General features: G+C 71.4%; 22 protein-coding genes. 13 read left to right on the top strand and 9 right to left on the bottom strand.

Annotated elements, in window-relative coordinates; all coding sequences use genetic code 11:
• The first annotated feature begins 43 nt into the window (after positions 1-43).
• The gene (locus WHN02_RS07565; RefSeq protein ID WP_434742684.1) at positions 44-1186 is read left to right on the top strand and encodes a magnesium and cobalt transport protein CorA; all 1143 of its coding nucleotides are present in this window, start codon (positions 44-46) and stop codon (positions 1184-1186) included.
• A 36-nt stretch (positions 1187-1222) separates the two neighbouring features.
• Positions 1223-1555, top strand: coding sequence for a YnfA family protein (locus WHN02_RS07570; protein ID WP_434742685.1), 333 nt, complete (start codon positions 1223-1225; stop codon positions 1553-1555).
• An 11-nt stretch (positions 1556-1566) separates the two neighbouring features.
• Here WHN02_RS07570 and WHN02_RS07575 read toward each other — a convergent pair whose 3' ends face one another.
• The 4 genes from WHN02_RS07575 to WHN02_RS07590 all read right to left on the bottom strand — a co-directional run bounded on the left by WHN02_RS07575 (position 1567) and on the right by WHN02_RS07590 (position 4701).
• Entirely contained in the window at positions 1567-2625 is a 1059-nt protein-coding gene (locus tag WHN02_RS07575; RefSeq protein WP_434742686.1) for an ABC transporter ATP-binding protein, read from the bottom strand.
• On the bottom strand, positions 2622-3392 hold the full coding sequence (locus tag WHN02_RS07580) for an ABC transporter permease (protein ID WP_434743860.1): 771 nt from the start codon (positions 3390-3392) through the stop codon (positions 2622-2624). Before WHN02_RS07580 ends, WHN02_RS07575 begins: the two co-directional genes overlap by 4 nt.
• 92 nt (positions 3393-3484) lie before the next feature.
• Positions 3485-4273, bottom strand: coding sequence for a molybdate ABC transporter substrate-binding protein (gene modA / locus WHN02_RS07585; protein WP_434743861.1), 789 nt, complete (start codon positions 4271-4273; stop codon positions 3485-3487).
• A 2-nt stretch (positions 4274-4275) separates the two neighbouring features.
• A complete protein-coding gene (locus WHN02_RS07590) occupies positions 4276-4701 on the bottom strand; it encodes a TOBE domain-containing protein (RefSeq protein WP_434742687.1) in 426 nt (141 codons plus the stop codon).
• Between the two features lie 312 nt (positions 4702-5013).
• Between WHN02_RS07590 and WHN02_RS07595 the strand changes: the two genes are divergently transcribed.
• Positions 5014-6117, top strand: a complete 1104-nt coding sequence (locus WHN02_RS07595) for a sporulation protein (protein ID WP_434743862.1) — start codon at positions 5014-5016, stop codon at positions 6115-6117.
• A gap of 149 nt (positions 6118-6266) precedes the next feature.
• Entirely contained in the window at positions 6267-6491 is a 225-nt protein-coding gene (locus WHN02_RS07600; RefSeq protein ID WP_350895155.1) for a hypothetical protein, read from the top strand.
• A gap of 79 nt (positions 6492-6570) precedes the next feature.
• On the opposite strand, the gene WHN02_RS07605 is transcribed toward WHN02_RS07600, so the two are convergent.
• Together WHN02_RS07605 and WHN02_RS07610 are read right to left on the bottom strand one after the other, a co-directional pair.
• Positions 6571-7563: an acetylxylan esterase gene (locus tag WHN02_RS07605; protein ID WP_434742688.1), complete on the bottom strand. Its 993-nt coding sequence runs from the start codon at positions 7561-7563 to the stop codon at positions 6571-6573.
• 21 nt (positions 7564-7584) lie between these two features.
• Positions 7585-8628: a LacI family DNA-binding transcriptional regulator gene (locus tag WHN02_RS07610; RefSeq protein ID WP_434742689.1), complete on the bottom strand. Its 1044-nt coding sequence runs from the start codon at positions 8626-8628 to the stop codon at positions 7585-7587.
• Positions 8629-8916: 288 nt separating this feature from the next.
• Between WHN02_RS07610 and WHN02_RS07615 the strand changes: the two genes are divergently transcribed.
• From WHN02_RS07615 to WHN02_RS07650, 8 genes are all read left to right on the top strand, one after another.
• Positions 8917-11325, top strand: a complete 2409-nt coding sequence (locus WHN02_RS07615; protein ID WP_434742690.1) for a glycoside hydrolase family 3 N-terminal domain-containing protein — start codon at positions 8917-8919, stop codon at positions 11323-11325.
• Positions 11322-12308 (top strand): ABC transporter permease, encoded by a 987-nt coding sequence (locus tag WHN02_RS07620; protein ID WP_434742691.1) that lies wholly within the window; start codon positions 11322-11324, stop codon positions 12306-12308. Before WHN02_RS07615 ends, WHN02_RS07620 begins: the two co-directional genes overlap by 4 nt.
• On the top strand, positions 12305-13249 hold the full coding sequence (locus WHN02_RS07625; protein ID WP_434742692.1) for a carbohydrate ABC transporter permease: 945 nt from the start codon (positions 12305-12307) through the stop codon (positions 13247-13249). The genes WHN02_RS07620 and WHN02_RS07625 overlap by 4 nt, the downstream gene beginning before the upstream one ends.
• A gap of 62 nt (positions 13250-13311) precedes the next feature.
• A complete protein-coding gene (locus tag WHN02_RS07630; RefSeq protein WP_434742693.1) occupies positions 13312-14946 on the top strand; it encodes an ABC transporter substrate-binding protein in 1635 nt (544 codons plus the stop codon).
• Positions 14947-15015: 69 nt separating this feature from the next.
• Complete coding sequence (locus WHN02_RS07635; RefSeq protein WP_434742694.1) at positions 15016-16533, top strand: GH39 family glycosyl hydrolase; 1518 nt, start codon at positions 15016-15018, stop codon at positions 16531-16533.
• Positions 16530-17213, top strand: coding sequence for a hypothetical protein (locus WHN02_RS07640; protein ID WP_434742695.1), 684 nt, complete (start codon positions 16530-16532; stop codon positions 17211-17213). The genes WHN02_RS07635 and WHN02_RS07640 overlap by 4 nt, the downstream gene beginning before the upstream one ends.
• A gap of 67 nt (positions 17214-17280) precedes the next feature.
• Positions 17281-19416, top strand: coding sequence for an alpha-glucuronidase (locus tag WHN02_RS07645; protein WP_434742696.1), 2136 nt, complete (start codon positions 17281-17283; stop codon positions 19414-19416).
• A 293-nt stretch (positions 19417-19709) separates the two neighbouring features.
• Positions 19710-20336 (top strand): hypothetical protein, encoded by a 627-nt coding sequence (locus tag WHN02_RS07650; protein ID WP_434742697.1) that lies wholly within the window; start codon positions 19710-19712, stop codon positions 20334-20336.
• A 70-nt stretch (positions 20337-20406) separates the two neighbouring features.
• Here WHN02_RS07650 and WHN02_RS07655 read toward each other — a convergent pair whose 3' ends face one another.
• Positions 20407-20697, bottom strand: a complete 291-nt coding sequence (locus tag WHN02_RS07655) for a hypothetical protein (RefSeq protein WP_350895167.1) — start codon at positions 20695-20697, stop codon at positions 20407-20409.
• A gap of 315 nt (positions 20698-21012) precedes the next feature.
• On the opposite strand from WHN02_RS07655, the gene WHN02_RS07660 reads away from it, so the two are divergent.
• On the top strand, positions 21013-21357 hold the full coding sequence (locus tag WHN02_RS07660) for a hypothetical protein (protein ID WP_434742698.1): 345 nt from the start codon (positions 21013-21015) through the stop codon (positions 21355-21357).
• 57 nt (positions 21358-21414) lie between these two features.
• Here WHN02_RS07660 and WHN02_RS07665 read toward each other — a convergent pair whose 3' ends face one another.
• Positions 21415-24090 carry a hypothetical protein gene (locus tag WHN02_RS07665; RefSeq protein WP_434742699.1) on the bottom strand — a complete coding sequence of 892 codons (2676 nt, stop codon included), beginning with the start codon at positions 24088-24090 and terminating at the stop codon, positions 21415-21417.
• Entirely contained in the window at positions 24087-25475 is a 1389-nt protein-coding gene (locus WHN02_RS07670; protein WP_434742700.1) for an SWIM zinc finger family protein, read from the bottom strand. The genes WHN02_RS07665 and WHN02_RS07670 overlap by 4 nt, the downstream gene beginning before the upstream one ends.
• Positions 25476-25489: the final 14 nt, after the last annotated feature.

The following is a 25489-nucleotide window of genomic DNA, read 5'->3' on the forward strand; positions in this document are numbered from 1 at the left end:
CAGGGGCGGACCATCCCGTCATCCCTGGCCGAGGAGTCCCCCCATGCCCGCCAAGCTGCGCGCGTTCGCCCTCACCAACGCCCTCGGACGGTGGGGCAACGGCGGTACCGCCGTCGCACCCCGCCCCCGGCCCGCCGTACCGGTGAACGTCAGGACCACCGCCGAGAGCCGACTGGTCGACAGCGCCGTCTACACCGGCGGGCGGCGGTACGCGTCCCCGGAGAGCCTCGCCGAGACGTACCGCTGCCTGGACGGGCAGGACGGGGCGATGGCCTGGATCGGCCTCTACCGCCCGGACGCCGGTCAGATCGCCTCGCTGGCCCGCGAGTTCAAGCTGCACGACCTGGCCGTCGAGGACGCGATCACCGCCCACCAGCGCCCCAAGCTGGAGCGGTACGGCCAGACCCTCTTCGTGGTCCTCCGCGCCGCCCGGTACGTCGACTCCCGCGAACACGTCGAGTTCAGCGAACTGCACCTGTTCATCGGCCCCGACTTCGTGATCACCGTCCGGCACGGGGAGGCCCCCGACCTGGCCGCCGTACGACGTCGGATGGAGTCCGACCCGGGTCTGCTGGCCCGGGGGCCGGAGGCGGTCCTCTACGCCGTCCTCGACCAGGTGGTCGACGGGTACGCCCCGGTGGTCGCCGGGCTGGAGAACGACATCGACGAGATCGAGACCGAGGTGTTCGGCGGCGACCCGAAGGTCAGCCGACGCATCTACGAACTCAGCCGCGAGGTGATCGAGTTCCAGCGGGCCGCCCGCCCCCTCCTCGGCGTCCTGGACAACCTCGCCGCCGGATACACCAAGTACGGCACCGACACCGAACTCCAACGCCGACTCCGGGACGTCGCGGACCACCTGACCCACGTGGTGGAGCGGGTCGACGGGTTCCGGCACCTGCTGCAGAACATGCTCACCGTGAACGCCACCCTCGTCTCCCAGCAGCAGAACGAGGAGATGCGGGCGTTGACCGCGGCCAGCTACGAACAGAACGAGGAGATCAAGAAGATCTCCTCGTGGGCGGCGATCCTGTTCGCCCCCACCCTGATCGGCACCGTCTACGGGATGAACTTCGACCTCATGCCCGAACTGCACTGGCGGTTCGGATACCCCTTCGCGGTGGCGATGATGGGCATGGTCTGCGGCACCCTCTACCTGATCTTCAAGCGTCGCAACTGGCTCTGACCGACGCCACCCACCCGACACGGTACGGTCCGGCAGGTGACACCACTGCGCTCGCTCCTGTTGTTCGCCCTCGCCGCCGTCGCCGAGATCGGGGGTGCCTGGCTGGTGTGGCAGGGCTTCCGGGAGAACCGTGGCCTGTGGTGGATCGCCGGTGGACTGATCGCCCTCGGGGCGTACGGGTTCGTCGCCACCTTCCAACCCGACCCCAACTTCGGCCGGGTGCTGGCCGCGTACGGCGGGGTCTTCGTCGCCGGGTCGCTGGCCTGGGGCGTCGTCATGGACGGGTTCCGGCCGGACCGGTGGGACCTCACCGGCGCCGCCGTCTGCCTCCTCGGCGTCGCCATCATCATGTACGCCCCCCGGGGGTAGGGAAGGGACCCTCACGCCGGGTAGGTGTGGGAGGTGGTGGGGGGAAGGGTGGCCCAGAGGTGCGTGCCGGGGGTGAGTCTCAGGGCCGCAGCGGCGGGTGGGGTGAGGTCGGCGTTCACCCGGACCGGGCCGGTCAGCTCGACCCGGAGGTGGTCGCCGTGCCGTTGCACCCCGACCACCTCTGCCGACCAGGTGTTCTCGGCGGGTTCGGGTCGGTCGGGGTGCAGGGCCACGGCGGTGGGTGGGAAGGCCACGAAGACGTCGCCGTGGAGCCGGTCGGCGGTGGACAGGGTCAGGCCCGGCGGCACCGTGACCCGGTGTCCGTCGGCCGTACCCCGTAGCAGGTTCAGTCCGACCAGTCTGGCGACGTACTCGGTGCGGGGTCGGGTGGTGACCGTGGTGGCGTCGCCCTCCTGGACGATCCGTCCCTGTTCCACGATGACCAGCCGGTCGGCCAGGGCCAACGCGTCGAGGGGGTCGTGGGTGACCAGCACTGCCGCGCCGGGGTGTTCGGCGAGGTGTCCGTGCAGTCGGGCCCGGGTGTCCAGCCGGGTGCCCGCGTCGAGGGCGGCGAGCGGCTCGTCGAGCAGGAGCAGGGTCGGTTCGACTGCCAACGCCCGGGCCAGGGCGACCCGCTGGGCCTGCCCCCCGGAGAGCTGCCGGGGCCGTCGGTGGGCGTGGTCGGCGAGGCCGACCTGGTCGAGCCAGTCGGCGGCCCGACGACGGGCCGCCCGTCTGTCGAGGCCCTGCCGTCGAGGGCCGAACGCCACGTTGTCCAGCACGTCGAGGTGCGGGAAGAGGAGGTAGTCCTGGAACACCACCCCGATGCGGCGGTGCTCCGGACCGACCGGGTGGCGGTGTCCGGGACGGTCCAGTTCGACGCCGTCGAGAACGAGGTGACCGGCGTGCAGCGGGGCCAGTCCGGCCAGTGCCCGTAACGCGGTGGTCTTGCCCGCGCCGTTGGGGCCGAGTAGGGCGACCACCTCCCCGGCGGCGACGTGCAGTCGTACGTCGAGCCGGAAGTCGCCCCGGTCGACGACGAGGTGTCCGTCGAGCAGCGGGCCGGTCACGTGGTGCCGAGCCAGCGGTCCCGGAGCGCGGCGAGGATCGCCACCGAGACGACGAGCAGGATCAGGCTGAGCACGATCGCCGCCTCCAGGTCGGTTTCGAGGGCCAGGTACACCGCCAGGGGCATGGTCTGGGTGGTGCCCGGATAGTTTCCGGCGAAGGTGACGGTGGCACCGAACTCGCCGAGGGCGCGGGCCCAGGCGAGCACCGCCCCGGCGGCGATCCCGGGGCCGACCAGGGGCAGGGTGACCCGGGTGAAGGTGGTCCACCGTCCGGCTCCGAGGGTCGCGGCGGCCTCCTCGTACCTGGTGTCGACTCCGCGCAGTGCGCCCTCGACCGCGATGACCAGGAACGGCATCGCGACGAACGCCTCGGCGAGCACCACCGCCGTGGTGGTGAAGGGCAGGGTGAGACCGAAGGTCTGGTCGAGCCACCCGCCGAGCAGCCCTCGGCGGCCGAAGACCAGCAGGAGGGCCACGCCGCCGACCACCGGCGGGAGGACCAGCGGCACTGTGACCAGGGCTCGGACCAGCCGTCGGCCGGGGAAGTCGACCCGGGCCAGCAGCCAGGCCAGGGGGACGCCGAGCACCAGGCAGAGCACTGTGGCGAGGGTGGCGGCCAGGACCGACAGGCGGAGCGCGGCGAGGACGCCCGGTTCGGTGAGTCGGTGGGGCAGGGTCGCCCAGGGGGTACGCACCAACAGCCCGACCAGCGGCACAGTGAGGAAGAACAGCCCGAGTCCGGCGGGCACCAGGAGGGCCACCGGCATCCTCGCCCTGGTGGTGCCGGCGCTGCGTCGGGCCGGGGGCCGGTCTCGTCGGCGTACCCGCCGTCGACCGGGTTGGACGGGGGCGGGGCCGGTCACGGGGTCTGGAAACCGGCTCGGGTGAGGACCGTCCGGCCCGGTTCGGAGAGGACGTACGCGACGAACTCCCGCGCCCCGGTGGGGTTGGGGGCGTCGGCGAGACCGACGATCGGGTAGTCGTTGATCGCTGCGCCGGATTCGGGGAACTCCACCCCGTCGACCTTCTCGGCGGCCCGGACGTCGGTGCGGTAGACGAGGGCGGCGTCGACCTCGCCCAGGGTGACCTTGGCCAGCGCCCCCTTGACGTCCCGTTCCAGGGTCACCGCTGTCACCTCGACGTCGACGTCGGCGGCGGCCAGGGCCCGACGGGCCGCAGCCCCGCAGGGGACCTGTTCGGCGCAGAGCGCCACCTGGACGTCGGGTCGGGTCAGGTCGGCCAGCCCGGTGATCCGTTTCGGGTTGCCCGGGGCGACGGCGACGACCAGTTGGTTGCGGACGAAGGTGGTCGGCGGGCCTTCGGCGGCACCAGCCTCGGTGACCCTGGCCATGGTGGCCGGGTCGGCGGCGGCGAAGACGTCGGCCGGGGCACCCTCGGTGATCTGCGTGGCCAGGCCGGAACTGCCGGCGAAGTTGAACCGGACGACGACCCCGGGGTGGGCCGCCTCGAACTGCGTACCGATGGTGGTGAACGCGCTGGTCAACGAGGCGGCGGCGAAGACGGTCACGGTGCCGGTGACTGTCGTGCCGTCGCGGTCGCCGCCCGGTCGGTCGGTGGTGCCGCACCCGGCGACGGCGAGCAGCGCCGCAGTGATCAGGGCGACCGGCGCGAGAGGGATCCTCGGGATCGTCACGGCGTGCTCCTTCGCTGGCTGCCGACGGTGGGGGCGGCCCGTTCCACCACCACGGTCGTCGACTTGATGACGGCGACGGCGACGGACCCGACGGTGAGGCCCAGTTCGTCGACTGCCTCCCGGCTCATCAACGACACGATGCGGAACGGCCCGGCCTGGATGTCGACCTGGGCCATCACGGCGTCCCGGACGACCGAGGTGACGATGCCACGTAGCCGATTGCGGGCGGAGGACTCCTCGGCCCGGTCGTCGGGGCGGGTCCGCTGGCTCCGCAGGAACGCGGCGAGGTCGACGCCGTCGACGATGCGGTGCCCGTGGTCGTCGCGGGTGGCGGGGAGCCGTCCGGCGTCGACCCACCGCCGGACGGTGTCGGTGCTGACGCCGAGGAGGTCGGCGGCCTCGCCGATCCGGTACGTGGTCACCGGGTCAGGGTATCGGCTCGTTGTTGCGAGGGTGAATCGGCTTATGGACATGCAGATGCGGTGACTGAAGCGAATCTGGGTTCGCGGATGCGACCCGACCGTTCCGCTCCGTCCGGCCGGTGTCGACAAGTTACCTCTCGGTAGTCGGTCGGATGCACTCAGCAACCTCTCAGTTAGCGGTGTTAGCTTCCCCGCCAAGCCTGGATCCACTGAGGACGACGATGATCGTCTCTGCTGGCAAGGGTTGTGGTGAGGTCTGTTCACGTCCAGGTCGGGTCCTTGCGGACACGCCGGCTGGTGAGGGAGAAGTACGTGGTCTTCAAGCGGATGCTGGGTGCGTTCGGGGTGGGCGCACCCAGCGTCGACACGGTCCTGTCCAACCCGCACACGCGGCCCGGTCTGCTGCTCGACGGGCAGGTGAACCTCACCGGCGGCAGCAGCGACGCCGAGATCGACCACATCGTGCTCGGCCTGGTCACCAGGGTCGAGGTCGACGGCGCGGAGACCGAGCACGACGCGGCTGTCGAGTTCCACCGGATCCAGGTCGCCGGTGGCCTCCACCTGGGCGAGGGGCAGCACCTGGCCCTGCCGTTCCAGTTCCCGGTTCCGTGGGAGACCCCGGTCACCAGCCTGTACGGGCAGCCCCTGCACGGGATGACGTTGGGTCTGCGTACCGAGGTGGCGATCCGGGGGGCCGTCGACAAGGGCGACCTCGACCCGGTGCAGGTGCACCCGTTGCCGGTGCAGGAGCGGATCCTGGAGGCGTTCGGCCGACTCGGATTCCAGTTCAAGGGCGCCGACCTGGAGCACGGCTACATCTCCGGCCTCCAGCAGAGCCTGCCGTTCTACCAGGAGGTCGAGTACTTCGCCGCTCCGCAGTACGCGCACGGGATCAACGAGGTCGAGCTGACCTTCGTGGCCAACGAGTACGGCGTCGACGTGGTCCTGGAGTTCGACAAGCGGGGCGGACTCTTCACCCCCGGTCACGACTCGTACGGCCGGTACCGGGTGGCCCACACCGATGCGGACGGCACCGACTGGGCCGCCCAGGTCGACGGCTGGCTGCGTCAGGCGCTGGACCAGCGTCAGTCCCTGCTGGGCGGGGGCTACGGCACCGCCACCGGCTACCCGGCCCAGCCCGGCCACGGCCAGCCCGGCTACCCGCCCCAGCCCGGGTACGGCCAACCGGCGTACGGCCAGCCGGCGTACGGCCAGCCGGCGTACGGCCAGCCCGGGTACGGTGCCCCGCACGGCGGGTACCAGGAGGAACACCACGAGCGTCGGGGACCCGGGATGGGTGCGGTGGTGGCGGGGGTGGCCGGTGGTGCCGCCCTGGGCTTCGCCGGGGGCATGGTCGCCGACGAGGTCTTCGACGCCTTCGAGGGCGACGAGGAGGAGGGCGGCGAGGAGGGCTGAGCCCACCCGCACTTCCGTCGATCTCCAGCGCCGTCCGTCGGGCCACTACGGTCCACAGTGGACGTACGGCAGCCATTGATGATGTAATTCGTGAAGTTCAACCGTATCCGAGGGGGATTGTCCCGTTCGGGTCTTGCAAAGGAGTACCGATGCCCGTCACCGCCGACTTCACCAAGCTCGTCGACAAGTCGTACCAGGACAAGAGCGTGGCCGAGCTGGTCGACGCCCCGGTGGCCGCCCTCCTGGGGGTGAGCGACGGCGACGCCAAGCTGCTCAAGGAGGCCTTCAACATCACCACCGTCGGCGACCTGGGCCGCAACCCGTACTTCCGGACCGCGCAGGCGCTCGTCGCCCTCACCGGCGACGCCCGCTGACCCCTTCCGGGCGGCACTGACCCGCTCCGACGCCCGGCGGCACCGGTGGGAAGACCACCGGCCGCCGGGCGTCGGCAGTTCACCGCCCGGCGAGGGTGTCGGCCAGCCAGTCCAGCTGACGTCGGGTGTGGACGGCCTCGCCGCCCTCGTGCCCGTTGAACGGGTAGGTGTGGATCCGTCGCTCCGGCGGCACGGGTCGGCCGTTCGCCGCGCCGTACTGGTTGTACGCGGCGAATCCGGTGCTCGGTGGGCAGACCGGGTCGCGCAGGCCGATGCCGAAGTGGGCCGGTGCGACGGCCCGTCGGGCGAAGGTGACCCCGTCGACGTAGGAGAGGGTCCGCCGTACCGTCGCCTCCACGTCCCGCTGGACGGCGAGGTACCGCACGATCTCCCCGTACGGCGAGGCGTCGGTGAGGTCGAGGGCCCGTTGCACGTGGCAGAGGAACGGGGCGGTGGTCAGCACGGCGGCGAGGTCGGCGACGAGTCCGGCGACGGCGAGGGCGAGTCCTCCGCCCTGACTGTTGCCGGTCACGACGATCCGGTGGACGTCCACCCCGGGCAGTGCCCGGGCGGCGGCGACGGCCCGGACCGCGTCGGTGATCAGCCGACGGTAGTAGTAGTCGTACGGGTCGAGGATTCCCCAGGTGACCGGTGACGGGCCGCCGGGAGCACCGTACGGGTCGGGGGTGTCGCCGGGGCCGTACCGGCCGGACTGACCCCGACTGTCCATCAGCAGGTGCGCGTACCCGGCGACCGGCCAGAGCAGCCGCTCGTGGGGCAGGCCCCGACCCCGCCCGTAGCCGACGTACTCGACGACGGTGGGCAGCGGGATGTCGACCTCACGGGGGCGGGTGTACCAGGCGCGGACCGGGTCACCGGAGTATCCGGCGAAGGTGACGTCCCAGGTGTCGACGAGTCGTAGTCCGGTCGGCGTGGGCCTGACGTCGACCAGGGCCGGGCGGGTGGCGGCCTCGGCGAGGGTGGACTGCCAGAAGTCGTCGAAGTCGGCGGGTTCGGCGACGGCGGGGGCGTACCGTTCGAGCTCGTCGAGGGGGAGGTCGAAGAGGGGCATCGGGCCTCGCTGCGGGGGCGGTCAGGGATGCGGGTTCGGTGGTGCCGTGCTCTCCCGGACGACCAGCTCGGTCACCAGGTCGATCCGGCTGGTCGACAGCTCCGTGCCCCGGGCCAGGTCGAGGAGCATCTGCGCGGCGGTCCCGGCCATGTCCCGGAGGGGCTGGTTGACAGTGGTCAGCGCGGGGCCGATCCAGGCGGCGAAGGGCAGGTTGTCGTACCCGATGACGGAGAGGTCTTCGGGGACCCGCAGGTCGAGCTGCCGTGCGGCCCGTAGGACCCCCATGGCCTGGAGGTCGGATCCGGCGAAGATGGCGGTCGGGCGGTCCGGCCGGCTGAGCAGCTCCATGCCGTGGTGGTAGCCGGCATCCACGTAGAAGCTTCCGTAGCGGACCAGCGTCGGGTCGACGGTGAGGCCCGCCTCGTCGTGGGCGAACCGGAATCCGGCGGCCCGGGCCCGGCTGCACAGGACGTCCTGCGGCCCGGAGATGATCGCGACCCGCCGGTGGCCGAGTTCCAGCAGGTGGCGGGTGGCGAGCAGCCCGCCGTTCCAGTTGTTCGACCCGACCGTGGGCACCGACGCCGAGGTGGCGCTGTCGGTGTCGACGACGACGAACGGGATCAACTGCCGTTGCAGTTGCTGCTGCTGGGGCTCGGTCAGGTGGCACAGGACGAAGAGGACGCCGAGGGGGCGGCGGGCGAGGGCCGCGTCCAGCCACGCCTGGGAGGGGCTGTGTGCGCCGCCGAGCTGGGAGACCGCCAATCCGATCCCGGCGGTGGCGGTGACCGCCTCGACGCCGCGCAGGATCTCGGTGGCCCACTCGGAGTCGAACTCGTGGAACACCAGGTCGATCTGGCCGGCGCTGGCCGGTTGGCGGCGGCTGCGTCGCCGGTACCTGTTGCGTTCCAGGCTCTCCTCGACCCGGGCCCGGGTCTCCGGGGAGACGTCCGACCGGCCGTTGAGGACCTTCGAGACCGTCGCGACCGAGACACCGACCTCGTCGGCGATGGTGGCGATGGTGGCGGCAGTGGTGGGGGACGCCGTGGGCGGGCGCAGCACTGTCATCGGAGCCTCATCCAGACCATGGCGAAAGTTTCGAGGAACTTTAGCACGCGGGGTTGTCCGCGACGCGTACCAAGATCCTGAAACTCGTGATCATCGTACGAGGTCGACTGCATATCCGCTGTGAACAGGGAAAGTCGACAGTCGATCTGAGGGCCTTGACACATTCGGGCCGGACACCTAGGTTTCCGAAACAGATACCGCACTTGTTGCCGAAACTTTCGGGCTGTTCTCGGCGGCGGCGATGCGGCCACCACCTGGGCAGACGCGGTCGAAGGCTAAGGGGTCCGGATGAGAAGTCAGTTGCCCGTCGACACCGGCCCGGCGTCCGGAGACGCCGCCTGGCGCGATCCGCAGCTGCCCCCCACCGACCGGGCCGACGCGCTCATTCCGCTGATGTCCCTGGAGGAGAAGGTCGCCCAACTCGTCGGAGTCTGGGTCGGCGCGGACGCCTCGGGCGAGGGGGTCGCCCCGCACCAGGCAGACATGCTCGCCGACGACGCCCCACAGTGGAGCGAGCTGATCCGGTACGGGTTGGGCCAACTCACCCGCCCGTTCGGCAGCGCCCCCGTCGACCCGGTGCAGGGCGCCCGCTCGCTGGCGGCCTCCCAGGCGCAGATCGTGGCGGCGAACCGCTTCGGCATCCCGGCCCAGGTCCACGAGGAGTGCCTGACCGGTTTCGCCGCCTGGCGGGCCACCGTCTACCCCACACCGCTGGGCTGGGGTGCCGCCTTCGACCCGGACCTGGTCGAGGAGATGGCCGGGCGGATCGGCAGGTCGATGCGGGCCGCCGGAGTGCACCAGGGGTTGGCCCCGGTCCTCGACGTCACCAGGGACTACCGGTGGGGGCGGACCGAGGAGACCATCGGCGAGGACCCGTACCTGGTGGGAACGACAGGTGCGGCGTACGTCCGGGGGCTGGAACGGGCCGGGATCGTCGCCACCCTCAAGCACTTCGCCGGGTACTCGGCCTCCCGGGGCGGACGCAACCTCGCCCCGGTGTCGATGGGTCCCCGGGAACTCGCCGACGTCGTCCTCCCCCCGTTCGAGATGGCGCTACGGCTCGGCGGGGCGCGTTCGGTGATGAACTCCTACACCGAGATCGACGGTCTCCCGTCCGCCGCCGACGAGGGGCTGCTGACCGGCCTGTTGCGGGACCGGTGGGGGTTCACCGGCACCGTCGTCGCCGACTACTTCTCCGTCCGGTTCCTCCAGACCGTGCACGGCGTCGCCGCCGACGGTACGGACGCGGCCCGGCTCGCCCTGCGGGCCGGGATCGACGTGGAGCTGCCCACCGTGGACGCGTTCGGTCCCGGTCTGGTCGCCGCGGTCCGGGCCGGACGGGTCGACGAGGCGCTGATCGACAGGGCGCTGCGCCGGGTGCTGGTCCAGAAGGCCGAGCTGGGCCTGCTCGACGAGGACTGGCAGGGGCTGCCGACCGACGTCGACGGACTCCGGTTCGACGACGAGTCCGGCCGGGACGTGGCACTGCGGTTGGCCCGCCAGTCAGTGGTGCTGTTGCGCAACGACGGGCTGCTGCCGCTGCGTTCCGGGCTGCGGGTCGCGTTGGTCGGCCCGGTCGCCGACGACCCGACGGCCCTGCTGGGCTGCTACTCGTTCCCCAACCACGTCGGAGTCCACCCCGAGTACGGGCTGGGCCTGGAGATCCCGTCGCTGCGCGACGAACTCGTCCGGTTCCTTCCCGACCTCGTGCACCGACCGGGGTGCGCGGTCACCGGGGACGACACCACGGGCATCGACGCGGCCGTCGAGGCGGCCCGCGCCGCCGACGTCTGCGTCCTCGCCGTCGGCGACCGGGCGGGCATGTTCGGCCGGGGCACCTCCGGGGAGGGTTGCGACGCCGAGGACCTCCGCCTGCCCGGGGTGCAGGCCGACCTGGCCCGGGCGGTGCTCGCCACCGGCACTCCGGTGGTGTTGGTCCTGATGACCGGGCGGCCGTACGCCCTCGGCCCGGAGTTCGACGGTGCCGCCGCCGTCGTCCAGGCGTTCTTTCTCGGTCAGCGTGGCGGACAGGCCCTCGCCGAGGTGCTCACCGGCGCGGTGGACCCTTCCGGCCGACTGCCGGTGAGCGTGCCCCGTACCGCCGGGGGGTTGCCCGGGACGTACCTCTCCCCACCGCTGGGTCGCCGGTCGGAGGTCTCCTCGGTGGACCCCACCGCGGCCTACCCGTTCGGGCACGGGATCGGCTACACCACCTTCGAGTGGACCGACGCGGGGGTTCCCGACGCGGTGCAGGGGACGTCGACCGTTCCTGTCGACTGGCCCGTCGACGGCGAGACCACCGTACGGATCACCGTCCGCAACACCGGCCTGCGGGCCGGAACCGAGGTGGTCCAGCTGTACCTGCACGACCCGGTCGCCCAGACCACCCGCCCGGTGGTCCGGCTCGTCGGGTACGCCCGGGTGCCGCTGGACCCGGGCGCGGCGGCGGACGTGACGTTCCGGGTCCCCGCCGACGTCGCCTCCTTCACCGGGCGCGACGGTCGACGGATCGTGGAGCCCGGCGACGTGCAGCTGCGGTTCGGCAGGTCCAGTGGGGAGGCGTCGGCGACGGTGTCCCTGCGGTTGGCCGGTGCCGAGCGTCAGGTCGGTCACGACCGGGAGCTGCTCACCACCGTCACGGTCGACCGGGCCGACGTCGCGCCGACGGTGACCGTCGGGTCGGAACCGCGACGATGACCACCGGCACCCGGCGGCCCCCGGCGGTGGACCCGCCGCGCGGGACGCCGGTCGTCCGGGAGCGGGTGGTACGCCCCCGGCGGCGGAGTTGGCGGCAGGCGCTGCGCCGGGACTGGCAGCTCTACTCGCTCGCCGTCCTGCCGCTGCTGTTCTTCCTGATCTTCAGGTACCTGCCGATGGTCGGGAACGTGATCGCGTTCCGCCGGTTCCAGCCCGGCGGGAGCATCTTCGGTGAGTACTGGGTGGGGCTGCGCTACTTCCGGATGTTCTTCACCGACCCCACGTTCTGGCAGGTGTTCACGAACACCCTGGTGCTGGGGACCCTCACCCTGCTGTTCTGCTTCCCGTTGCCGATCGTGCTGGCGTTGCTGCTCAACGAGGTACGCGCCCGTCGGCTCAAGCGTTTCGTCCAGTCCGTGTCGTACCTGCCGCACTTCCTGTCCATAGTGATCGTCGCGGCGATGGTGATGCAGTTGCTGTCTGTGGACGGCACCGTCAACCAGATCGTCAGGGCCGCCGGGGGCGACCCCGTCTCGTTCCTGCAACAGCCGGAGTGGTTCCGGGCGGTCTACGTCTCCTCGGAGGTCTGGCAGACCGTCGGGTGGGGGACGATCCTGTACCTCGCGGCCCTGACCACAGTCGACGACAACCTCTACGAGGCGGCCCGGATCGACGGGGCGAACCGGTGGCGGCAGACCTGGCACGTCACCCTCCCCGGGATCCGGCCGACGATGGTGACCCTGCTGATCCTCAACATCGGCAGCTTCATGGCCGTCGGTTTCGAGAAGATCCTGCTGCTCTACAACCCGCTGACGTACCCGACCGCCGACGTGATCTCGACGTACCTGTTCCGGATGGGCTTCGAGTCCAGCAACTTCAGCTACGCGGCGGCGATCGGCCTGTTCGAGGCGGTCATCGGGCTGATCCTGGTCGTCTCGGCGAACCTGATCTCCCGCCGTACGGTGGGGACGGGCCTGTGGTGACCGGCTCTGCGCAGCCGACGCCGGGCCGACGCGGTACCCCCACGACGCCGGGGCGGCGGGGGCGGGGGCCGGGGGAGAGCCGGGGCTACCGGGTCTTCCAGGTCGTCAACGGGATCGTCCTGACCGCCGTCGTGGTGGTGACCCTGTACCCCTTCGTCACCATCGTGGCCCGTTCGCTCAGCGACGAGGCGTACATCATCTCGGGGCAGGTCAACCTGGTGCCCCGGGGGTTCGACCTGACCGCGTACCGGCTGGTGACGTCCGACGCGATGTTCTGGACGAACTATCGCAACACCGTCGTCTACACGGTGGTCGCCACCGCCATCTCCCTGGTGCTGACCACCTGTTACGCGTACGTCCTGTCCAAGCACCGGCTCCGGGGGCGCGGGGCGTTGGTGGGGGTCGCCCTGTTCACCATGTTCTTCAGCGGCGGACTGATCCCGAACTACGTGCTGATCACCAGCCTGGGGATGAAGAACAGCATCTGGGCGGTGGTCCTGCCCAACGCGGTGAACGTGTTCAACCTGCTGGTCATGAAGGCGTTCTTCGAGAGCCTGCCGGCCGAGTTGGAGGAGGCCGCCGCGGTGGACGGGCTGAACACGTACGGGACCCTCCTGCGGATCGTGTTGCCCCTGTCCAAGGCGATCATCGCCACGATGGTGCTGTTCTACGCGGTCTCCTTCTGGAACTCGTGGTTCACCGCGTTCCTCTACCTGGACCGGCAGGAACTGCTCCCGGTCACCGTCTACCTGCGCAACCTGATCGCCGGTGCGACGGGTGCGGGCTCGGCCGGGGCGGTCCCCGACGCCGACGCGGTGCAGGCGGCGGCCACCCTCCAGTCGGTGACCATCGTGCTCACCACCCTGCCGATCCTGGCGGTCTACCCGTTCCTCCAGCGGTTCTTCGTCTCCGGCGTGCTCCTCGGCGCGGTCAAGGGGTGATCGGGCCGGCCGACGCACAGTCGCACCACCCCACCCACCACCACCGATCGAAAGGACGAGCCATGCACCATCGAATGCGGCGCGGCGCGGCGATCGCCGTTAGCGGGCTGCTCGCGCTCAGTCTCGTCGCCTGCTCCGAGGAGTCGCAGGAGTCGACCGACCTCTCCGGCAACCGGATCGGCGCGATGGCCGACTACGGCGTCGGCGACCAGTTCACGGCGACCGAACCACTCGACTTCTCGGTGCTCTACAACAACCACACGTTCTACCCGCTGCGCAGCGACTGGCTGCTCTGGTCGGAGCTGACCAAGCGGACCAACGTCACGCTGGAGCCGGTGGCGGTGCCGTTGAGCGACTACGAGCAGAAGCGCAGCCTGCTGATCGGGGCCGGGGACGCCCCGCTGATCATCCCGAAGACGTACCACCCGCAGGAGAACGCGTACGTCGCCTCCGGCGCGATCCTCCCGGTCAGCGACTACCTCGACCTGATGCCGAACCTCAAGGACAAGATCGAGAAGTGGAACCTCGGGCCGGAGATCGACCAGCTCCGGCAGTCCGACGGGAAGTTCTACCTGCTCCCCGGGGTGCACGAGAAGCCGTGGCACGAGTACTCGATCGCGGTGCGGACCGACGTCCTGGACGAGCTGAACCTGGAGATCCCGAAGACCTGGGACGAGGTGTACGCGGTCCTGAAGGCGATGAAGGCCCGGTACCCGCAGAGCTACCCCTACTCGGACCGGTGGAGCAAGCCGACCCCCGGCGGTTCGATGTTGAGCATCGTCGGTTCCTCGTTCGGCACCCGGGCCGGGTGGACCTTCCAGCACGCCACCTGGGTCCCGGGGGAGGGGCGGTTCGTCTACACCGGGGCCAGTGAGCAGTACCGGCAGATGCTGACGTACCTGAACAAGCTGGTGGCCGAGGGGCTCCTCGACCCGGAGAGTTTCACCCAGACCGACGACCAGGCCCGGCAGAAGCTCGCCAACGGCAAGTCGTTCGTCATCGGGTCGAACGCCCAGAGCCTCGTCAACGAGTACCGTCCCGACCTGGCCAAGACCCTGCCGGAGGCGAAGCTGACCAAGATCCCGCTGCCGGTCGGCCCGGCCGGGGAGATCAACCCGGCAAGTCGCCTGGAGAGCGGGGTCATGATCAACAGCAAGGCCCGGGAGAGCGAGAACTTCGTCGCCATGATGCAGTTCGTCGACTGGCTCTATTACTCCGACGCCGGTCAGGAGTTCGCCAAGTGGGGGGTGGAGGGCACCACCTTCACCCGGGACGCCGCCGGGAAACGGACCCTCGCCTCCGACGTCGACATGGTCGGGCTCAACCCGAACGCCGGCACGCACCTCCAGAAGGACTTCGGCTTCCACAACGGCGTCTTCACCTACGGCGGGAACCTGGAACTGGTGCAGTCCCTCTTCTCCGCCGAGGAGATGGAGTTCCAGCGGGTGATGAACGCACGCCGACCGGTCGAGGTGGCCCCGCCGTACCCGTTCACCGACGAGGAACGGGAACAGGTGTCGCTCTGGGAGACCCCGCTCAAGGACCACGTCACTCAGAACACCCTGCGGTTCATCCTCGGCCAACGACCGCTGACCGAGTGGGACGCCTACGTCGCCGAGCTGCGGAGCAAGAACATGGACGCGTACCTGGAGCTGGTCAACAGCTCGTACGAACGGTTCCGCAAGGCCAACGGCTGACGACGGTGGGAGCCCGGCACCTGTGGGGCTCCCACCCCGACCCGCGTCGACGCCCCACGGAGGACAGGTATGCGTCACATCGTCGCCGACCAGCCCGTCGGCCGGTTCCCCGACGCCTGGCGGGCCTGCGTCGGCACCGGCCGACTCGACCTGGCGCTGCGCCGCGACTACCACGACTCCCTGGCCATGGTGCAGCGCGACATCGGGTTCCGGCACATCCGGGGGCACGGCCTGCTCAGCGACGGCGTCGGGGTCCACCGCCCCTACGAGTACGAGGGCACCCGCCGGGTGCACCACTCGTTCGGCTACCTCGACCAGATCGTCGACGGCTTCCTCGACCTGGGCGTGAAACCCTTCGTGGAGCTGGGTTTCATGCCGTCGGCCCTCGCCTCCGGCGACCAGACGGTGTTCTGGTGGCGGGGCAACGTCACCCCACCCTCCTCCTGGTCGGAGTGGGCCGACCTGGTCCGCGCCACGATCGGCCACCTCGTCGACAGGTACGGCCTCGACGAGGTCCGGCACTGGCCGATCGAGGTGTGGAACGAGCCCAACCTGACCGACTTCTGGGCCGGCGCCGACCGCGACGCGTACCACCGGCTCTACGAGGTGTCCGCGTACGCGGTCAAGGAGGTCGACCCGGCGTTGCAGGTCGGCGGCCCGGCCATCTCACCCGGGGCCGACGAGTGGCTGGCCCCCTTCGCCGAGTACGTCACCGCTCGGGGGGTCCCGGTGGACTTCGTCAGCCGACACGCCTACACCTCCGGACCGGCCCGGCACGTGCCGTTCGGCACGTACCAGACCCTGGAACCGGCGACCCACCTGCTGGAACAGTTCGCCGCCCCGGCGCGGCACCTGGCCGACACCCCGTTGGCCGGGCTGCCGGTGCACATCACCGAGTTCAACTCCTCGTACCGGCCGGACAACCCGATCCACGACACCGCGCTGCACGCCGCGTACCTCGCCCCGGTGCTGGCCGCCGGGGGTGACCTCGTCGACTCCTTCTCGTACTGGACGTTCTGCGACGTGTTCGAGGAGCAGGGCATCCCGACGGCGCTGTTCCACGGCGGATTCGGCCTGCTCACCCACAGGCAGATCCGCAAACCCACCTACCACCTGTACGCCTTCGTCGCCCGACTCGGCGACGAGGTCCTGGCCCGAGGCGAGGACCACCTGGTGACCCGGCACCCGGACGGGCGGATCGCGGTGCTGGCCTGGGGGCCGGTCGACGTCACCGGCCGCGAGCCGGTGCCCGAACGGCACACGGTGGAGCTGTCGGTCCCGCTCGGGCCACCCGGCACCGCGTCGGCGTTCCTGCTCCGCTCCTCGGTCGGCGAGGAGGCGGGCAACGCCTTCGCCGCCTGGCAGGAGATGGGTCGTCCCCGTTCTCCGAGCCCTCGACAGGTCGACGACCTGCGGGCGGCGTCCGAGCCGACCCGTACCCACCGGGCGACGCCGGTGGTGGCCGGGCGGGTCGAACTGGACCTGAGCCTGACCCGGCACGAGGTGACCCTCGCCGAACTGACCCCGGTGGTGGACGAGACCCCGCCCTGGTGCGACGACACCCGCCTGCTGGGGGACCGGCGGTGACCTCGCAGACGGTCGGGCAGTTCGGCGACGGGCCGCTGTCGCGGGCAGCCGCCCGGATCCACACCCTGTTGGTGGTGGAACTCCTCCTGCTCGCCACCGCCCTCCCCGCCCTGGTCGGCCTGGTCGGGCTCGGTACCGACCCGAGCAACCTGCCACTGCTCGTGGTCTGCCTGACACCTGTCGGCCCGGCCGTCTGCGCCGCCCTCTACGCCCTGCACCACCAGCGGCTCGACCTCACCGACCTGCACCCGGCCCGGCTGTTCCTGCGCGGGTACCGGGTCAACGTCGTCGCGGCGCTGCGGGTCTGGGTGCCGACGCTGCTCTGGGTGGCGGTCGTCGCGGTGAACCTCACCCACCTCGACGCCGCCGCCGTACCCGGTTGGTGGGTGGTGCCGTCGGTGCTGGTTGGCGTCGCGGTGACAGTGGTCGGGGTGACCGCCCTGACCGTCACCGCGCTGTTCGACTTCCGTACCCGGGACGTCCTCCGGCTGGCCCTGTACTTCCTGGTCCGTACGCCCAGCGTGCCGGTGGGCACCCTGCTGCTGGCGGCCGCCGGGGCCGGTGTCGTGGCGGTCTTCTCCGAGGCGGTGCTCGCCCTGTTCGGCGTGCTGTTCGTCTGGGCGCAGCTGCGGATCGGCGAACCCATGACCACCAGGCTGACCCGGGAGTTCGTCGCGTGAGCCGACTGATCGACTACCATCGTTCCACTGTGGATTTCAGGCCCGGCGTGGTGTTTCGGGAGGATTCGTGATCGGCGACGAGAAGGCCGTCCACCCGGCCTGGCTGGCCCCGGAGGCGTTCCGTCCACTCGGCTCCCGCCGGGTCCTGGTGCACGGCGACGGGCCGCTCGTCGACACCGTACTCACCGAGGTCACCCTGGCCTGCGCCCGGTTCGGCGGCCGGGTACGGCGGTCGGCGTACCCGGTGTCGTCCGGGGGTGACCCGGAACCGACCGGACCCGTCGACGTGGTCCTCGCGCTGCGCTGGGCCGGCCCGCTGCCCGAACCGGCGGCCAGGGCGGTCGCCGCCCTGCACGAACGCGGCGGCGGGATCGGCGACGAGGGTTTCCTGCTGACCCGGGTGGAGGAGGTGACGGTCCTGCTCGCCGGTGGCCCGGCCGGACTGCTGTACGGGCTGTTCCACCTGGTCCGGCTCGGGGCGGCGGCGTACTCACCCGACCTGTCCACCCAGCGGCACCGGCCCGGTCTGCGCCGCCGGATGCTCAACCACTGGGACAACGTCTCCTGCCATCCGGTGATGGGGCAGGTCGAACGGGGCTACGCGGGCGGGTCGATCTTCTGGCGGCACGGGGTGGCCCGACGCGACCTGGCCCGGGTCCGGGCGTACGCCCGACTGCTCGCCGCCGTCGGGATCAACGCCATCTCGGTGAACAACGTCAACGTCGGCCCGGTGGAGACGCGACTGCTCACCGACCACCTCGGTGACGTGGCCGAGATCGCCGACACGCTCCGGCCGTACGGCATCCGCCTTCACCTGTCGGTCAGCTTCGCCGCCCCGGTCACCCTCGGGGGCCTGGCCACCGCCGACCCGCTCGACGAGAAGGTCCGCGCCTGGTGGGCCACCACCACCCGGCAGGTGTACGAGCGGATCCCCGACTTCGGCGGGTACGTCGTCAAAGCCGACTCGGAGGGGCAGCCCGGCCCCTTCACGTACGGCCGCAGTCACGCCGACGGGGCGAACCTCCTCGCCGAGGCGCTGGCCCCGCTCGGGGGTGTGGTGCACTGGCGGGCCTTCGTCTACAACCACCACCAGGACTGGCGGGACCGCAGCACCGACCGGGCGCGGGCCGCGTACGACCACTTCGCCCCGCTCGACGGCGACTTCCGTACCAACGTGATCCTCCAGGTCAAGTACGGGCCGATCGACTTCCAGGCCCGGGAGCCGGTCTCCCCGGTGATCACCGCGATGCCGGCGACCCGCCTGGCCGTCGAGTTCCAGGTCACCCAGGAGTACACAGGCCAGCAGCGGCACGTCTGCTACCTCGGCCCGCACTGGAGCGAGATCCTCCGGTTCCACCCCTGGGGACCCGACGGCGGGACAGTGGCGGAGATCGCCGCCGGGACGGCCACCCCCGGACCGACCGGCTACACCGATCCGAGCCGCAGCGGGCTCGGCCACGGCGGAGGGATGGTCGCCGTCGCCAACGTGGGTGACGACCAGTTCTGGTGTGGACACCCCCTGGCCCAGGCCAACCTGTACGCCTACGGGCGGCTCGCCTGGGATCCCGGCCTCGAACCCCGGACCGTCCTCGACGAGTGGATCGACCTGACCTTCCCGCCCGGCAGCACCGCCGACCCCGACCTGGTCCGGGAGACCCTGCACGAGATCATGGGCGACTCCTGGCACACCTACGAGCGCTACACCGCCCCGCTGGGCGTCGGCTTCATGGTCGACCCGGCCGGACACTACGGACCCGACGTCGACGGGTACGAGTACAGCAGGTGGGGCACCTACCACCACGCCGACCGGGACGGGGTGGGCGTGGACCGGACCCGGGCCACCGGCACCGGCTACACCGGCCAGTACCCGTACCCCTGGTCCGAGGTGTACGAGTCCGTCGAGCGGTGCCCCGACGAGTTGCTCCTCTTCTTCCACCACGTTCCGTACGCCCACGTCCTGCACAACGGCAGCACTGTGATCCAGCACATCTACGACACCCACTTCGCCGGGTTCGAGCAGGTCGAGACGATGCGACGACGCTGGCGTCGACTACGCGGGACGATCGACGCACCGGTGTTCACCCGGGTCGCCGAACGCCTCGACGAGCAACTCCGCAGCGCCCGGGAATGGCGCGACCAGATCAACGCGTACTTCTTCCGTAAGTCCGGCGTACCCGACGAGCGAGGCCGCCGCATCTACTGACCCCGTCACTGCCCCCCGGCTGTTAACACGCTCTACGCGCGGTATCCCCTGCGAATCTTGGACGGTTTCTGTCAGCACCTGACAGTTTCTGTCCAAGGTCCGCATCGATGCGGCCGAGCTGCGCTCGGGCGCGGACCGCTGCGGGCGGGGTCGGGCCGGGCGGTGGGGCGAGGTCGGGGCGTCATGAGTGCCACGCCACATTCCGCCGGAAATCGGCGAAGGGATCGAACCGAGTCACGGGCGGCACGTAGAGCAGTCGACAGGCAGACCCGACCCCCGGACGGAGCCCACCCATGGCCGACAGCCCCACACGTGACGACGGTCGGAGTACCCCAGAACAGGAATGGTACGAAAGGCCCGAGTTTCGGGAGTACGGAAACCTGCTCGAAGAAAGCAACTACCGTCAATTCGCCGCAGTGTACGAAGCTCTGAGGAATGATAAGGCGGGGACCCGCGCAAACCCCGATCTGCACAACCAAATGGTGATGATGAAAGAAACCTACCTTGAAGGTCGCGAGTTTCATGGTGCGGAAATGGTTCTCGGTGAATTGGATAAGTCCAGGGCTAAGAACAGCAAGGACTGGGACCTGACGGAGCAATTGGAGAAGCTGAACCTGCGAGCAGCGCCTGAGCAGACGATGGGGCAACTCCCGTCGCTGGGGGATGCCCTCGCGGCACCGACGATGCCACCACCGCGTATCCACATCGATGAGGCCGCACCCGACCAGCGAGACGTCTCGGCTGTCGCCGCTTCGGCCTCCCCGCTACCAGGTGGCACGGGGATGCTCACTCCGGGATGGCTTGCGTCGCGGGTTCAGGGGAGCGGCCAGCCGGGCCACGCAGACCCGTCCAGCCCGTCCACCCCCGCGAAGGTCGACACTCAGGGAGGCCGTTCCGCCAAGCGGGCAAAGACCTCTTGACGGAGGTCGGCCTGCCGTCGGGAGGAGACGCCGGCCGGTCCGGGTGGTGCGGCACCGCCACCCGGGCGGGTCAGGCCCCGGCTTGCAGGACAGTGGTGAGGGCGAGGGCGCCGAAGAGGAGCAGGACGCTGGCGATGTTCAGCAGACCGGCGGCGAGCAGCGGCTGACGGCGTACCCCGTAGTAGCCGGCGGCGAGCACGCCGGCGAGCACGCAGATCGCGGCCGGAGCCAGTCGTGGCCCGTCCGCCGCGCCGACGACGATGAGGAACGCGCCGAGGACGCCGAAGAAGACGACGGTCCCGGCGAGGCCCGACAGGATGTTCGCCTGCTTCGGCAGGTTGCCGCTCCGCTGCATGGCCATGACCTCGACGGTAGCAACCAAGCAGGATGATCGCAGGCCGGACCGACAGTGGTTCGGCCCACTGAACCCCCAGGATGGAGAGCGACGATGCCTGATCAGGACGACAGATCCTGGTTAGCGCAACACTCGGCGTGGCGTACGCCCGAGCCGAGCCAGGACCGGGGTCCCCGCCCGGACGCGGACGTGTCGCGGGTGGCTGCGGCGCGGATGACCTCGCCCCGACCCGGCCGCAGCTCCGCGTCGACGTCAGGCCCCGACCGCGCCCCTCGGCCCGTCCTACGTGACCGCAGAGTCCGGGAGCCCCAGACGGCGAGCGTGAGTTCGACCGACGCGACGGTGACGGAGGTGGCCCGGTACCTCACCGATTTCGACCCGAAGAACCCCAGGTGGTTCAGCGACCACCGGGCAGAACTCCCGCCGGGGTACGAGCGGACGGAGCAGAACGCCCCACCCGGCTACTTCGGTCGGAACCAGGCGGCGACCGCCGAGGCCGCCCGGGCGACCGGCCGGCCGGGATCGGCCGGTGACCTGCCCGGTGCCGACCAGGGGACCCGACCCGGTCCCGAGTCCTCGGCCACCCGGCCGTCCGAGCGGTCCCAGACCGGACCGGCACCGTCGACCGGCCGTGGGCCGGGACACGGGGGGCACACCAGCGGGTGACGGCCCGCCGGATCCGGCGGGGGCCTCCGGCCAATCGGAAGTCCCCGCCGCCCGGGGTCAGATCGTGGCGAGGGCGGTACGGAGCCGACGGGCCTCGGTGACCAGCCGACTGGACCCACCCCGGTCGGCGACCTCGGCCAGCCCGGGGACCTCGATCCGGACCCCTGTCGTGGTGGCCGTCTCGGTGGACAGGGTCAGCAGATCGGGCAGGCCACGGGGGGAGCGCCCGGCGGCGAGCATCCCGGGGAGCGCGGCGGCGAGCAGCCGCCACACGGTCAGCGGGGCACCGGCCAGGGCGGCGTCGCGCAGCGGCCCGATCGCCCGGGACAGCTTCACCAGCTCGGCGACGACGAGCGTGCCGAGCTGCTGCCCGGTGCCGACCGGGTCGAACGTGCCGGCCGCCGCCATCGCCAGCAGGGCATCCACTGTGGCCACCCGGTCCGCGTCGTACCGGGCACCCAGACCGTAGGCGACGGCCAGGTCGAGGGCCACCCCGCCGGGGCCGGTCGTCTCGGCCAGCAGGGGCAGGATGGCGGTCCCGTCGCGCTGGTCCTGGTCTGCGGTGTTCACCACGATCGGCAGGGCGACCGCGGCGACCACTCCCCGGTGTCCGGGCAGGAGCGACGGCCAGTGCCGGTCCCAGCCGACGTCGCCGTAGGCGTGCCCCGGGTAGGCCGCATCGGCGGTGAGCAGCCCGTACCGGTCCTGGTACCCCTCCGGTGGCCGCAGCTCCACCAGGACCCGGCGGGCGACCTCGCGGAAGTAGGCGGCGTCGTAGCGGCTGACGTCCTTCGGGCGGACCGAGGTGGTGGTGGCCCGCATGACAGGTTGGGGCAGCCCGCCGCCGCGCAGCCAGGCGGCCATCCGGTCCCCCGCCGGGGTGCCCAGGGCGGCGGCCTTGTCGGCGACGGCGTCGTCGGGGCCGGTGGGCAGCCGCAGGAGGGCCTGGGTGAAGTCCCAGTGCCAGGGCTGCCGGTCGCCGAGCGCTGTCAGCCGCTCCAGCAGGGCGAGCGGGTCGAGCTGACCGTTGACCGAGGTGGGGTCGGCGATCAGCCCGGTGTTCCCGGGGTCGTCGAGGTGCATCCCGATCTCGGCGAGTCGGGCCCGCAGGAGTCGGTGTACGGCGGGCACCCGTGGGTCGGTGGGGACCAGCTCCGTCTCCTTCGGCGACGGGTCGGCCCGGCGTACGGCGGCCAGCAGCGACTCCCACCGGCTGCGCCGCCGTACCGGGTGCCTGGCCCCGGCGGTGGTGAACACGTCGGTGACCACCTCGCAGAGGCAGAACGGGTCCCACCTGTGCAGGTTGGCCCACGACCAGTGCCGGCGTGCGACGACCGGGGCGAGGGCGTCGTGCACCCGGGCGGCGTCGAGGGCGGTGAGCCGGACCAGCCCGTCGAGGATCCGCTCCATCGGGGTGCCCTGGCGTGGGGTGCCGAGCAGACCGGCGACCTCCTCGGCCAGCTCGTCGACGTCGGTGATCGGCGGCGGGGACGGGGCCGGGGGCGCGGGGGTGGGCAGGTCGTCGCCGCGTGGTTCGGCGACCGCCGGGCCGACGTCGCCCGCCGCCGGGTCGAAGCCGTGCTTGGCGGCCAGGGCGGTGGCCCTGTCGCGTACCTCCACCGCGGGGTGCTCGGCAGCCACCGCGATCACTTCGGCGATCTCCGCCGCCCGATCCCGGTGCGGCTTGCGGGCCACCTTGTCGAGCCAGGTGAGCTGCGCCTTGACCAGGGTCTTGTCCGGCCGGTACAGCACCTCCCGGGAGGCGTCGAGGATCGAGTCCAGCGGAAGGTCGGGAAGCTCCCGCAGCCGCTTCTGCGCCATCGTGGCGACCGGGGCCGGGGCGTCGGTGAGCAGCCGGAGGTAGTCGGTGGTCCGGGCGGTGACCTCGGTGGTGGTCGGCGCGAGCAGGTCGAGCAGGGTGACGAAGGCCCGCAGGGCGCTGGGTCTGTCCCCCCGCAGGAGCCGACCCGACGCGCCGTCGATCAGCGTCGTCCGGTCGACGAGGCCCTCGCCGGCCAGCTTCACCAACGCGGTGACCAGGGCGTGCCGCTCCCGGTTCTCCCAGTCGCGGTCGACGAGGTCGAAGTTCATCGCCGTGCCGATCCCGTCGACCTGGAACAGTCGGGGCAGCATGTACGGCAGGAACGGGTCCTCGCGGAGCTGGCCCGCGAGCGGCTGCCGTCGCCCCCGACCGGGGCGGTCCGGGAACTGCACACTGCTCAACCAGAGCTGCACCGACTGGTCGTCGATCGGGGGCTCGACCCCGGTGGCCCGGACCAGCGCTGCCACGAACCGCCACCTGTCGATCCAGCTCTGCTGGTTGAGCCGGGCGGCGAGCCGGTGGGCCAGGTCGCCGAGCCAGGTGATCTTCCGTGCTTCGGCGACCTGGCACACCAGCTCGGCGGCACGATCGCCGTCCAGGGCGACGGAGCGGCGGGTGAGGACCGCTGCGGCCTGCGCGGCGGTGGGCAGGCACCCCACCACGGCGACCGCCAGGGCGGTGCCGGTGCTGGCCGTCCACCACCGTGACTCGTCGCGTTCACGGCGCTTGACCCAGGCGGTCAGTTCGACGCCGATCTCCCGGCGGCGCTGCTCCGACAGGTCGCTCAGGGCCGCCACGATCAGGTGGGCGGCGCTCTTGTCGATCAGCTCGAACAGGTCGCTGGTGCCGCCCTCGGCCAGCTCCCGCCGCCGCCGGACGGCGCTCTTCATGATCTCGTCGCGCCGGCTCACACCCGCTCCTCGACCTGGTCGGTGGTGGACTGGTCGGCCGACCCCCGGGTCAGGGCCATCCCGGTGGCCAGGGCGTGTCGGCACGGACCCCGCTGCCCCCGGTGCTTGGCCCACCAGGGGCAGGTGCAGGTGAACGCGCCGTCGGGCAGGTGCCGGACCCGGTAGACCTGGTCCCCGCTGCGGACCGTCGCCGACGTCGGCGCACCCTGCGACACCCCGGACCCGTCCACCTCCACGGCACCGGCGTCGAGGAGGGCGCGGGCCCCGACCAGGCGCGGGTTGTCCCGCTCGGCCCGACCGGCGTCGTACGGCATGACCCTGTGGAAGTAGGCCCCCTCGGCGACGTCGTACCCCACCCGACCGGCGGTGCCGAGCTGGGCCAGGGCACCCCGGACCCGGGCGGGGTCGAAGCCGGCCTGGCCGGCGAGGTGGTCCACGTCGATCGTCGGATCCCAGGAGAGCAGGGCGGAGACCAGGTCGGCGTCGTCGACCACGTCGTCACCGGCCAGCGCCGTCAACGCCGCCCCCTCCCCGGAGAAACCCCGGTAGGGCTCGGGGGAGAGGGTCAGGGAGAGGCGCAGCGCCCCCGTGTCCAGCTCCCACGTGCTGGGCACCGGGGCGGAACCGGCCGCCACCGTCGGCCCGTACACCCGGAGGGTCCTGGCGAACCGCAGCATCGGACGCAGCGCGACCAGCCGGCTCGCCCCGGCCAGGCAGACCGCCCCCGGCACCGGTCGGGAGGTCAGCCGCAGCGTCCGCCCGGCCGGCACCACCCAGAGGACCGCCCGGTCGTTGGTGGGGGGCAGTCGACGCAGGAACGCCGCCGCCTCGGTCGCCGGGATCTCCGCCCGGGGCTCGAACCTGGCGGCCAGCACCTGCACCTCGGCGAATCCGCGCAGCCAGCGGACCGGCAACGGAACCTTCTTCTCCACCACCGGGCCGTCGAGGGTGGAGACGGTGAGGTCGTCCGGGCCGACCGACATGTGCAGCGGGTCGAGGCCGCCGACCCGGGCCAACGCCTCCCGCAGCGGGTTGTTCACGTCGACGTTCGTCGTCCCGTGCTCCACCACGTCGCCGTCGAGCCCCTCGGGGAGGGCGTCCATCCGGGCGTACACCCCGCAGCACCCGGAGAAGGACTCGAACCGCAGCCGGTCCCGGCTGCCGGTGACCACCGGGTCGAGGCTCGCCGGGCTCACCGGGCGGTGGTAGCGGGTGCGGGCCACCTCCGCCACCGCCAGGAGGCCGACAGCCGCCGCGTGCGGCGTGGTGAGGAAGCCGTCGAAGAAACGGGGGTGGGGTGCCGGTCCACCGCTGGTCTGCAGGGCGAGGCCACCCTGTCCGAGGGCCGAGGACCCGAGATACCGGTACGTCTGAACTGCGCTCACGTTCGGGACGCTAG

The organism is Micromonospora sp. SH-82 (genome assembly GCF_051132485.1).
In the GTDB taxonomy this organism is placed as follows: Bacteria; Actinomycetota; Actinomycetes; order Mycobacteriales; family Micromonosporaceae; genus Micromonospora.